Raw genomic sequence first — 11,542 nt, 5'->3', positions numbered from 1 at the left:
GATGCAATCGCGAGCAGGCTCACTCCTACAAGTCATGCGCATACCCTGTAGGAGCGAGGCTTGCCCGCGAAGAGGCCAGTCCAGACACGGAAGCCCTCAACCGATAATCAGCTCATCAATATGCCGATACTCCGCTTGCAGTTCCGAAGCCAACTGCCGCGCCCGCCCCAGCCGGATCGGCCCGCGCTCGATATTAATTAAAAGCCCAGGGCAATCCAGCGCCGGCAACCCCGGCCAGTCCTTCAGCCGCCCATCCGTCACCAGCAACAAGCGCTGCTGTTCTGCCGGAAAGCGTTTACGCCGCGCGCCCAGCCACTGCCCCGCCTCCGCCAGCGCCGCCAATAATGGCGTGCCACCGCCCGCGCCGAGCCCGTTGAGCCAATCGCGCAAACCGCTGGAAGCCTTCAGCCCCTGCACCTGCCACCTCGGTGCCGTGCCGCTGGCAGTCAGCAGCGCCAGGCGCGCGCGTTGCCGATAGGCGTCGTCGAACAGCTGCGCCAGCAAACCTTTGGCATCGCTCAACGCCTGATGGCGGCGGGTCGAGGCCGAAGCGTCGACGATCACCAGCCACAACTCATGCGGCGCGCGGCTGCGCAGGTGAAACAGCAAGTCTTCATGCTGGCGCGGACGGCCGTTGAGCAACGTGCCGGGCCAGTTGATCGAACCTTGTGGCGCTGCGCGACGTTTGCCTTGGCGGCCATGGTCGAGCGTTCCGGCGCGGGGTCTGGCATTCGCCCCCGCGTCAGATCGCGGGCGAATGCCTAGGGCTTTTTTGGCCAGCTCGGCACTTCACGTCGGGCGCCGATGGGCAACGCCTGCGCAGGCATTTCGCCCCACTGGCCCTGGCCTTCGCTGGGGTCAGAGTTCTGCGCGGACGGTGGCTGATTCTGTTGCGGCGGCGGATTCGAATGTTGGCGACGACGATGGCGCAAGGCAAATTCGGCGACGGCGTCGATGTCTTCTTCGGCAATTGCCTCGGCGCCACGCCACGCCGCATGGGCGCGCGCGGCACGCAGCCAGACCAGATCGGCGCGCAGGCCATCGACACCGGCAGCAAAGCAGCGCTCGGTGATCATCGCCAGCGCAGCGTCATCCAACGGGATAGCGGCCAACGCGCTGCGTGCCTGCTGGCAGCGTTCGCGCAAGGCCTGTTGTTGCGCTGCCCATTCGGCGCAGAACACTTGCGGATCGCTGTCGAAATCCAGCCGCCGACGGATGATCTGCCCTCGCTGCGTCGGCGCGGTGTGGCCGCTGAGGGCGACGTTGAGGCCGAAGCGGTCGAGCAGTTGCGGGCGCAATTCGCCCTCTTCCGGGTTCATGGTGCCGATCAACACAAACTTCGCCGAATGCCGATGAGAAATGCCATCGCGCTCGATCAGGTTGGTGCCGCTCGCAGCAACGTCAAGCAGCAAATCAACGAGGTGATCGGGCAGCAGATTGACTTCATCAACGTAGAGCACGCCGCCGTCAGCCTTGGCCAGCACGCCGGGAGAAAACTGCGCGCGGCCCTCGCTCAGTGCGGCGTCGAGGTCGAGGGTGCCGACCAGGCGTTCTTCGGTGGCGCCCAGCGGCAGCGTGACGAATTGACCGCTGGCGAGCAAGTCGGCGAGGCCTCGGGCGAGGGTCGATTTGGCCATGCCGCGCGGGCCTTCAATGAGCACGCCGCCGATTTTCGGGTCGATGGCGGTGAGGCACAGCGCGAGCTTCAAATCATCGGCGCCGACCACGGCGGAGAGCGGGAAATGGGGTGTGTCGGTCATTGGGCAATCTCGTTCATGGTCGGTAATTTCTCAGCAGCAACTTCCATCCCTTGCGGGGGTGCGGTGTACTAGCCGTCTTCTTCGATGTCCAACAGCAGGTTTTCCAGCGCTTCGCGGTATTCGCCGGGCGCTTGCCACATGCCGCGTTGCTGCGCTTCGAGCATGCGCTCGGTCATGTCGCGCAGCGCATGCGGGTTGTGTTCGCGGACAAAATTTCGGGTCGCCGGATCGAGCAAATAGGCGTCAGCAAGCAACGCGTACTGGTGATCGTCAATCAATTGTGTGGTCGCATCAAACGCGAACAGATTATCCACGGTCGCCGCCAGTTCAAACGCGCCTTTATAGCCGTGACGCTTGACGCCGTCGATCCACTTCGGGTTCGCCGCGCGAGAACGGATCACCCGGTTCAGCTCTTCTTTCAACGTGCGAATTTTCGGCAGATCCGGTTGACTGTGATCGCCGTGATAACTGGCCGCTGCGGCGCCGCTGAGGCTTTCGACGGCAGCGAGCATGCCGCCCTGGAATTGGTAATAGTCGTTGGAATCGAGCAAGTCGTGCTCGCGATTGTCCTGGTTCTGCAACACCGCTTGCACCTGGCTCAGGCGCTGGGCGAACTGTTGCCGCGCCGCCGTGCCTTCATCCGAGCCGCCGTAAGCGTAGCCGCCCCAGTTCAGGTAGACCTCGGCGAGGTCTTCGCGGCTTTGCCACAAACGCCCGTCGATAGCGCCCTGCACGCCCGCGCCATAGGCACCGGGCTTGGCCCCGAAAATGCGCCAACCGGCCTGACGCCGGGCCGCGTCTTCGTCGAGACCGCTGGCGAGCAATGCTGCACGTTCGGCGCGAACCTTGGCCGCCAGCGGATTGAGATCGTCCGGTTCGTCGAGTTCGGCCACCGCTTGCACCGCCGCGTCGAACAGCCGTATCAGATTGGCGAAGGCATCGCGAAAGAATCCGGAAACGCGCAACGTCACGTCGACTCGCGGACGGTCGAGCAGGCTAACCGGGAGGATCTCGAAATCATCGACGCGTTGACTTCCGGTCGCCCACACCGGACGCACGCCCATCAGCGCCATGGCCTGGGCGATGTCGTCGCCGCCGGTGCGCATGGTCGCGGTGCCCCACACGGACAACCCGAGTTGACGCAGGTGATCGCCGTGGTCCTGCATGTGCCGTTCGAGAATCAGGTTGGCTGACTGGAAACCGATGCGCCACGCGGTGGTGGTCGGCAGATTGCGCACGTCCACCGAATAGAAATTGCGCCCAGTGGGCAACACGTCCAGGCGACCGCGACTCGGCGCGCCGCTCGGCCCGGCGGGAACAAAACGACCGCTGAGGGCATCGAGCAAACCGCGCATTTCCGCAGGGCCGCAAGCGTCGAGCCGGGGCGCGACGACCTCCAGCAGATGCTCTAGAATCGCATCCACCTCAGCCCAACTGGGACCTTGTGGGAGCGAGCTTGCTCGCGATGGCGGTGGTTCAGTCGACATCGAAGTTGAATGATCCACCGCATCGCGAGCAAGCTCGCTCCCACAGGGATTTGGGTCGGCTAACGTGTCGGTGATCAACTGCGCGGCGAACAGCTCAAGCCGTTCGCGGGTATCGCCCGCCGTGCGCCACACGTCGTCGCTGATCGCCAGTAGCTGCACCGGGCGCGCGCCGAGCCACGGTTCGGCCAGCTCGCAGTCGAGCGGATCAAAGCCCAATGCAAGCGCTTTCGCCAGCGCCCGCAGCAGGCTCGATTGCGCGCCGCGACCGTCGCCGCGGGGGATGCGCAGCAACGCCAGCAGCGTATCAATGCGCAAACGCCCGCTCGGCGATTCGCCGAAAATATGCAGGCCATCGCGAATCTGCGATTCCTTCAAATCACACAAATAGGTGTCGAGACGCGGCAACCAGATTGCCGCGTCGGCATCGCTATCGAGCTTTTCATCGAGCTGCAATTCGCGGTCGATGTGCGTCTCGCGCACCAATTGCAGAATGTCGCGCTGCAACTCGCGGGCGCGGCGTGGATCAAGTAATTGCGCTTCGTAATATTCGTCCGCCAACAGCTCCAGATTACGCAGCGGCCCGTAGGTTTCGGCGCGGGTCAGCGGCGGCATCAGGTGATCGATGATCACCGCTTGGGTACGCCGTTTGGCCTGGGCGCCCTCACCCGGATCGTTGACGATAAATGGATAAATGTTCGGCAGCGGCCCGAGCAACGCGTCCGGCCAGCAATTTTCCGACAGCCCGACACCCTTGCCCGGCAGCCACTCGAGATTGCCATGCTTGCCGACGTGAATCACACCGTGCGCGCCGTAGGTGTTGCGCAACCAGAAGTAGAACGCCAGATAACCGTGCGGCGGCACCAGATCGGGATCGTGATACACCGCGCTCGGGTCAACCTGATAACCACGGGCCGGCTGGATGCCGACGAAGGTCAGGCCAAAACGCAGGCCGGCGATCATCATCCGACCGTCGCGGAACATCGGATCGTTTTGCGGCGGTCCCCAACGTTCCAGCACCGCTTGGCGATTGGTTTCGGGCAACGCGTCGAACATCAGCGAATAGTCGTCCAGCGCCAGGCTCTGCATGCATGGCCGCTGGTCGAGCGTGTCGAGGTCATTGCTGACGCCGCCGAGCAGTTGCGCGATCAACGCGGTGCCGCTCGCCGGCAATTCTGCGGGCAACGGGTAGCCTTGCTGATGCAGCGCGCGGAGGATATTCAGCGCCGCCGCTGGTGTGTCCAGGCCGACGCCGTTGCCGATGCGGCCATCGCGGGTCGGGTAGTTGGCGAGGATCAGCGCGATGCGTTTTTCACGGTTCGGCACCCGGGCCAGATCGATCCAGCGTCGCGCCAGTTCGGCGACAAAATCCATGCGTTGCGGTTGCGCTCGATAGCAGACCACATCGGACTGGCTGCGCTCACTGCGCCAGGCCAGATCCTTGAAACTGATCGGGCGGCTGATGATGCGCCCGTCGAGTTCCGGCAGCGCGATGTGCATCGCCAGATCGCGGGGGCCGAGGCCTTGTTCGCTGGCGCGCCAACCGGGTTCGTTGTCCTGGGCGCAGATCGCCTGGATCACCGGAATATTGCGCCGAAACGGCCGCAAGTGCGGCGCTTCGGGGCTGGACTGGGCGAACCCGGTGGTATTGAGAATCACCGCCGCTTCGACCTCATCCAGCAGGTCCTCGACCACCGTCAGGCAGCCGGGTTCTTTCAGACTGGCCACGGCGATCGGCAGCGGATTAAGCCCCGCCGCTTGCAGTCGCTGGCAAAACACATCGATAAAACCGGTGTTCGCCGCTTGCAGGTGCGAGCGGTAGAACAGCACCGCCGCCACCGGTTGTTCGGCGCGCCAGTCGGCTTGCCAATCACTCAGTTCAGCGGGGCTTTTCTGTGGGTGGTAAATAGCCGTGCGCGGCAGGGTTTGCGGCTCGGCCCAGGCGTAGTCGCGGCCCAGCCATTGGCTGGCCAGACAGCGGAAAAAATCCAACGCGTTGGCCATGCCGCCCTGACGCAAAAATTGCCAGAGACGATCGCGCTCGTCGGCCGCCACGGTGCTGAGATCGCTGAGTTCCGGGTCCGGGCGGTCGTCGCCGGGCACCAGAATCAGTTGCACACCGCGCGCCGACAATTCGACCAGGCGCTCGACGCCGTAACGCCAATAACCGATGCCACCGTGCAGCGAAATCAGAATCACTTTGGCGTGACGCAGCACTTCATCGACGTACAAATCCACCGACGCGTGATTCTGCACCTGCATCGGATTGGCCAGGCGCACGCTGGGGTAATCGTCGGGCAATTGCTGCGCGGCCTCGGCGAGCAGCGCCAGGCTGGAGTCGCCGCTGCACAGGATCACCAGTTCGGCGGGGGTTTGCCCAAGGTCGGCGATGTTGTCATCCGACACGAAACCGCCGGGCTGGGTCCTGAGCAGGTGCATGGCTTAAACGCTGAGCGCGGCGCGCAGTTGCGCTTCGAGTTGGCCGGCGTCGAGTTCCTGACCGATCAACACCAGACGCGTGCTGCGCACTTCATCGGCGCCCCACTGGCGGTCGAAGTGCTTGTCGAAACGCGTGCCCACGCCCTGAATCAACAGGCGCATCGGCTTGTTCGGAATCGCCGCAAAACCTTTGACGCGCAGAATGCCGTGCTTGACCACCAATTGCGTCAGCGCGTCCATCAGCAGGCTTTCGTCGGCTTGCGGCAGTTCGATGGAAATCGAATCAAAAGCATCGTGATCATGATCGTCTTCACCTTCGTGGTGATGATCGTGATGGCTGTGGCGGCTGTCGATGTGTTCTTCGGAACCGGCGCCCAGACCGATCAGCACGTCCAGTGGCACACGACCGCTGCTGGCTTCGATGACTTTGACCGCTGGCGGCAGTTCTTCGGCGACTTCCAGGCGTACGCGAGCGAGGTCTTCCGGGCTGATCAGGTCAGCCTTGTTGAGGATGACGAGGTCGGCGCTGGCCAGTTGGTCGGCGAACAATTCGTGCAGCGGCGATTCGTGATCGAGGTTTGGGTCGAGTTTGCGCTGGGCGTCGACCTGGTCCGGGAACGCGGCGAAGGTGCCGGCGGCGACGGCCGGGCTGTCGACCACGGTGATCACCGCGTCAACCGTGCAGGCACTGCGAATTTCCGGCCACTGGAAGGCTTGCACCAGCGGTTTTGGCAGGGCCAGGCCCGAGGTTTCGATGAGGATGTGGTCGAGGTCGCCGCGACGCGCGACCAGTTCGCGCATCACCGGGAAGAATTCTTCCTGAACCGTGCAGCACAGGCAGCCGTTGGCCAGTTCGTAGACGCGGCCGTTGGCTTCTTCTTCGGTGCAGCCGATCGAGCATTGCTTGAGGATTTCGCCGTCGATGCCCAGCTCGCCAAACTCGTTGACGATCACCGCGATGCGCCGCCCTTGCGCGTTGTCGAGCATATGGCGCAGCAAGGTGGTTTTGCCCGAGCCGAGGAAGCCGGTGACGATGGTGACGGGGAGTTTGGCCAGTGTTTTCATCGGATGCCCTTTGGCAAGGTGGCGGGCATACGGGACGACGACCGCAGCGATGAAAGCGCGGAAGATTTCGCCACCGGATCACCCCGCCCGGTTGTAGTGAGAATTCGTTTCGAGGCAGGTCTCCTGGCTTTCGGCGCGCCGGCCTGGTGGGGCCTGGCATTCGCTGCGCCTTCCCGCGGACCCGTTTTGGAGGGGGTTTGCAGTGGCGTGGCAGCGAACATCACCGTTCACAGTTGCGGGGGCAGCCGCGGCATCGACCGCGTTCCCTTCTTAGCTTCGGCACATGCCGAAGAACCTCGAAAGCGCAAGGCTACGCATGGTGCGGGGGCGGGTCAATGTCTTGTGGCGGCCATCCGGACGCCATCGCGGGCAAGCCTTGCTCCCGCAGGAGCGCCGCCGTCTGTAGGAGCAAGGCTTGCCCGCGATGGCCACACCTCGGTTTCCAACTGAGAACCCCTGCCAATTGACGCTGCGCCGCGCGCATGCTCTCCTACACGCCTTGTTACGGGTGCCCTTCACAGGGTGAAACGGGAAACCGGTGAATCATGTGCTTTACTCTTAAGCCATGTCAGTCCGGTGCTGCCCCCGCAACGGTAAGCGAGCGAAGAATCAGATCCACTGTGTCGGCAGTTCGGCATGGGAAGGCGATTCTTGCAGGCTCGGGCATTTGCCCTCGCCCCTCGTGAGCCCGGAGACCGGCCCGCAACACAAAGTGACCACTACGATCACTGAATGACAAACCCGCGGTGGGCGGGCGCTGTTTAGACTTCTGCGCGCTCGCTCGCAGGGGTTTTCATGCGCTCGATTCACCCGCTGACAGACCAGAGGGAAGCGCCATGTCGATCATCAGCAGCACCGACCACAGCACCGCCGCCAGCAACACTACGACCCTGAGCCAACGCCTGACCGCCGCCGTCTGCGCGTCGATCCTCGGCGCGTGCCTGGTGTATTTCGCCGGTTTCTCGCACATCGAAGCGGTGCACAATGCCGCCCACGATACCCGTCACAGCTCTGCGTTCCCGTGCCATTGAGACCTGCCGACATGATCAAGCGTATCGCGCAAACCGCAGGTTTCACCGGGCTGCTGGCCGCCCTGTTGCTGACCCTGCTGCAAAGCTTCTGGGTGTCACCGCTGATTCTCCAAGCGGAAACCTATGAAAAATCCGAGCCCGCCGCAGCCGTTGTCGCTCACGAGCACAGCGAAGGTGCAGTCGCCGCTCACACGCATGACGCCGAAGCCTGGGAGCCGGAAGACGGCTGGCAACGCGTGTTGTCCACCACGGGCGGCAATCTGGTGGTCGCGGTCGGTTTTGCGCTGATGCTCGCGGGCCTGTACACCTTGCGCGCGCCGACCAAAACCGCCCAGGGCCTGCTGTGGGGTCTGGCCGGTTACGCAACCTTCGTGCTGGCGCCGACCCTCGGTTTGCCGCCGGAACTGCCGGGCACCGCTGCCGCTGATCTGGCGCAACGGCAAATCTGGTGGATCGGCACCGCGGCGTCCACCGCCGTCGGCATCGCCCTAATCGTGTTCAGCCGCCACTGGCTGATGAAGATTCTCGGCGTGGCGATTCTTGCGGTGCCGCACGTAATCGGCGCGCCGCAACCGGAAGTCCACTCGATGCTCGCGCCGGAAGCGCTGGAAGCGCAGTTCAAAATCGCCTCGCAGTTGACCAACGTGGTGTTCTGGCTGGCCCTGGGCCTGATCAGCGCCTGGTTGTTCCGCCGCAAAAGCGCCGGTCAATACCCCGCATGACCGATGCCAGCACAGCGCCGACCCTGGTGGTCGGCCTGGGCTGCCAGCGCGGCTGCCCGGTTAGCACGTTGCGGGCGTTGCTCGATCAGGCATTGCAGGCGCATCACATCGAGCTTCGGCACATCAAGGCATTGGCCAGCATCGATCTGAAACGCGATGAGCCGGGCTTGGTGGAATTGGCCGAGCAACTGGGCTTGCAATTGATGTATTTCAGCAGCGAACAATTGGCCGGTTATCAACCACAACTCAGCCATCAATCGCAGATCGCTTTCGAGCGCACCGGCTGTTATGGCGTGGCAGAAAGCGCCGCCCTCGCCCTCGCAGAACATCTGGCCCAGGCGCCAGCAAAATTGCTGATTTCGCGGCAAAAATACGCCCAAGCCACGCTCGCATTGGCCAGTGCTGCGTAAAATCCCCGATAATCCCCGCCTCGATCATGAGCAATCTTCATCTGAAGCCTTGCCTCGAAGGTTTTTCTCAGCGTTTTTCAGGAATTGACGATGACCGTCTACTTCATTGGCGCCGGCCCCGGCGACCCGGAACTGATCACCGTCAAAGGCCAGCGGCTGATTCGCAGCTGTCCGGTAATCATCTATGCCGGCTCTCTGGTGCCGGCGGCGGTGCTCGAAGGGCATCAGGCGCAAACGGTGGTCAGTAGTGCCGAATTGCATCTGGAACAGATCATCGAGCTGATCAAGGCTGCGCATCTTATAGGTCAGGATGTGGCGCGTGTGCACTCGGGCGATCCGAGTTTGTATGGCGCGATTGGCGAGCAGATTCGTTATCTGCGCGAGCTGGATATTCCGTTTGAAATCATCCCCGGCGTGACCGCGACGGCGGCATGCGCGGCGTTGCTCGGCGCTGAGCTGACCTTGCCGGACATCTCGCAAAGCGTGATTTTGACCCGTTACGCGGACAAAACGGCAATGCCTGCCGGTGAGGAACTGGGCAGTCTGGCGCAGCATGGCGCGACGATGGCGATTCACTTGGGCGTCAACCATTTGCAGAAGATTCTCGCCGAATTGCTACCGCATTACGGCGCGGACTGCCCGATTGCGGTGATCCACCGCGCGACCTGGCCGGATCAGGATTGGGTGGTCGGGACAATTGACGACGTTGCCGAGAAGGTTGCGGCGAAGGGCTTTCGGCGTACGGCGCTGATATTGGTCGGCCGAGTGCTGGGCAGCGATCAGTTCAGCGAGTCGTCGCTGTATCGCGCCGGGCATGCGCATCTCTACAGGCCCTGAGGTCATAGGTAAGTGTTCACGCATAAAAAAACGGCGCTCACGGGGCGCCGTTTTTTTATGTCGCAGTGAACACCTTACTCAGTAGTAGGCGTTTTCTTTCTGCGTGTGGTCGGTCACGTCACGAACACCCTTGAGCTCGGGAATGCGCTCGAGCAACGTGCGCTCGATGCCTTCACGCAAGGTCACGTCCGCCTGGCCGCAGCCTTGGCAACCGCCGCCGAACTTGAGTACGGCAATGCCGTCTTCGACCACATCGATCAGGCTGACCTGACCGCCGTGGCTCGCGAGCCCCGGATTGATCTCGGTTTGCAGGTAATAGTTGATGCGCTCGTTGACCGGGCTGTCGGCGTTGACCATCGGTACTTTGGCGTTTGGCGCCTTGATGGTCAGCTGGCCGCCCATGCGGTCGGTGGCGTAATCGACTACCGCGTCATCCAGGAAGGCTTCGCTGAACGAATCGATGTAAGCGGTGAAGCTTTTGAGCCCCAGCGCGGTGTCTTCAGGTTTTTCTTCGCCCGGTTTGCAATAAGCAATGCAGGTTTCGGCGTATTGAGTGCCAGGCTGGGTGATGAAGACGCGGATGCCGATGCCTGGGGTGTTCTGCTTGGAGAGCAGATCTGCCAGATAATCGTGGGCGGCGTCAGTGATGGTAATAGCGGTCATGGAAACTCCTCGCAGGCTTGGGCGCAGTTTACGCCAATCATCGCGCGGCACAAAGTCCTAGTATTTTTGTCGGGAAAGAGCCAGCGCTGGTTCAGCAGCCTTTTCGCCGTCGATCTGTGCTTTAAGCCACCGATAGCTGCGTTTTTCCACCCATTCGTAGCTCAGCCACGAGGCAAACCCGATTGTCAGCGCGCACACCGCGAACATCACGTAGGGATTAACGCCATAACGCTGTGCGACAAATCCGCCAGCAGACAGCACCAGCACGTGCATCAGGTACACCGAATAAGAGCAATTACCGAGCATTTCCAACACTCGGTTGTTGGCGAAAAATCGCTCCAGCGCGATGCACGCCATCACCAGCACCGCGCTCGGCAAGCCCCATGCGAGGAATCGCGGCCCCGGCGGCAGGTGATAAATCATCAACAACGCGCCGGCAATCCCCAGCAGCGGCAGGTATAACCCCGGTTTGATCCAGCCACGACGGTAGATCATGCCGATGGCGATCCCGAGCAGGAATTCGTAAACAATGTCCGAACGGTAGAACTCGCTGACCCAGCCATAACCGGTCCACGCCTGGCATACCGCGAACAGCATCGCCGCGACGATCAGCAGTCGCACTTGCAAGCGAAACAGCAACGCCCAGGCAAACAGCAGGTAAAAAAGCATTTCGTAGTTCAGGGTCCAACCGACGTTGAGCGTGGGATAAATCCCGTAACCGCCGGGGTTCTCCGTAGGAATGAATACCAGCGACAGCAGGAAATGCGACCAGTCGACACTTTGATCCGGCAATACCGGCCGCGCGAACACCACCACCAGCGCCATTAACGCTGTGTACAGCCAGTACGCCGGGACGATGCGGAACAGTCGATAGAGCAGGAAACGCCCGGGCGGCAGCGACTTGCCTTCGGTGGAGAGAAAAATCACCAGCCCGCTGATGACGAAGAAAATATCGACGCCCACCGCACCTTTGTCGATAAACGCCTGCCCCACCGGCCCGCGCGCATGGAAATCAAAAAAAATCTGCATGAAATGGTGGCAAACCACCGCCCAGGCTGCGATGAAACGCAAGGCCTGCACTGAAATCAACATCAACGGCCCTCTCTATAAATCACCACAGATCCGTTGTAG

The 11,542-nt window shown here is 62.3% G+C and carries 10 protein-coding genes and 2 riboswitches; of the genes, 4 read left to right on the top strand and 6 right to left on the bottom strand.

The annotated features are described in order from the left end of the window. Positions 1–96 precede the first annotated feature (96 nt). The 4 genes from FBY12_RS03015 to cobW all read right to left on the bottom strand — a co-directional run bounded on the left by FBY12_RS03015 (position 97) and on the right by cobW (position 6,748). Positions 97–759, bottom strand: a complete 663-nt coding sequence (locus FBY12_RS03015) for a VWA domain-containing protein (protein ID WP_256663277.1) — start codon at positions 757–759, stop codon at positions 97–99. Between the two features lie 2 nt (positions 760–761). Then, positions 762–1,760 carry an ATP-binding protein gene (locus FBY12_RS03010; RefSeq protein ID WP_145251016.1) on the bottom strand — a complete coding sequence of 333 codons (999 nt, stop codon included), beginning with the start codon at positions 1,758–1,760 and terminating at the stop codon, positions 762–764. Between the two features lie 68 nt (positions 1,761–1,828). Continuing rightward, a complete protein-coding gene (gene cobN / locus FBY12_RS03005; RefSeq protein WP_145251013.1) occupies positions 1,829–5,683 on the bottom strand; it encodes a cobaltochelatase subunit CobN in 3,855 nt (1,284 codons plus the stop codon). 3 nt (positions 5,684–5,686) lie between these two features. Beyond that, positions 5,687–6,748, bottom strand: coding sequence for a cobalamin biosynthesis protein CobW (gene cobW / locus FBY12_RS03000; protein WP_092269275.1), 1,062 nt, complete (start codon positions 6,746–6,748; stop codon positions 5,687–5,689). Positions 6,749–6,843: 95 nt separating this feature from the next. Beyond that, positions 6,844–7,062, bottom strand: a riboswitch (cobalamin riboswitch). Positions 7,063–7,237: 175 nt separating this feature from the next. Further along, positions 7,238–7,467: riboswitch (cobalamin riboswitch) on the top strand. A 117-nt stretch (positions 7,468–7,584) separates the two neighbouring features. Between cobW and FBY12_RS02995 the strand changes: the two genes are divergently transcribed. From FBY12_RS02995 to cobM, 4 genes are all read left to right on the top strand, one after another. Next, positions 7,585–7,779 (top strand): CbtB-domain containing protein, encoded by a 195-nt coding sequence (locus FBY12_RS02995; RefSeq protein WP_121730629.1) that lies wholly within the window; start codon positions 7,585–7,587, stop codon positions 7,777–7,779. A gap of 11 nt (positions 7,780–7,790) precedes the next feature. After that, positions 7,791–8,501, top strand: coding sequence for a CbtA family protein (locus FBY12_RS02990; protein ID WP_145251009.1), 711 nt, complete (start codon positions 7,791–7,793; stop codon positions 8,499–8,501). Beyond that, positions 8,498–8,911, top strand: a complete 414-nt coding sequence (locus tag FBY12_RS02985) for a cobalamin biosynthesis protein (RefSeq protein WP_092269284.1) — start codon at positions 8,498–8,500, stop codon at positions 8,909–8,911. The genes FBY12_RS02990 and FBY12_RS02985 overlap by 4 nt, the downstream gene beginning before the upstream one ends. A gap of 90 nt (positions 8,912–9,001) precedes the next feature. Beyond that, a complete protein-coding gene (gene cobM, locus FBY12_RS02980; RefSeq protein WP_145251006.1) occupies positions 9,002–9,748 on the top strand; it encodes a precorrin-4 C(11)-methyltransferase in 747 nt (248 codons plus the stop codon). A 78-nt stretch (positions 9,749–9,826) separates the two neighbouring features. On the opposite strand, the gene nfuA is transcribed toward cobM, so the two are convergent. Beyond that, positions 9,827–10,411 (bottom strand): Fe-S biogenesis protein NfuA, encoded by a 585-nt coding sequence (gene nfuA / locus FBY12_RS02975; RefSeq protein WP_007898222.1) that lies wholly within the window; start codon positions 10,409–10,411, stop codon positions 9,827–9,829. Between the two features lie 57 nt (positions 10,412–10,468). Beyond that, a complete protein-coding gene (locus tag FBY12_RS02970) occupies positions 10,469–11,503 on the bottom strand; it encodes an acyltransferase (protein ID WP_145251003.1) in 1,035 nt (344 codons plus the stop codon). Positions 11,504–11,542 lie beyond the last annotated feature (39 nt).

Source organism: Pseudomonas sp. SJZ131 (assembly GCF_007828705.1).
GTDB lineage: Bacteria > Pseudomonadota > Gammaproteobacteria > Pseudomonadales > Pseudomonadaceae > Aquipseudomonas > Aquipseudomonas prosekii.
The sequence above is the reverse complement of the archived record's forward strand: the minus strand, read 5'-3'. Positions and strand labels throughout refer to the sequence as shown.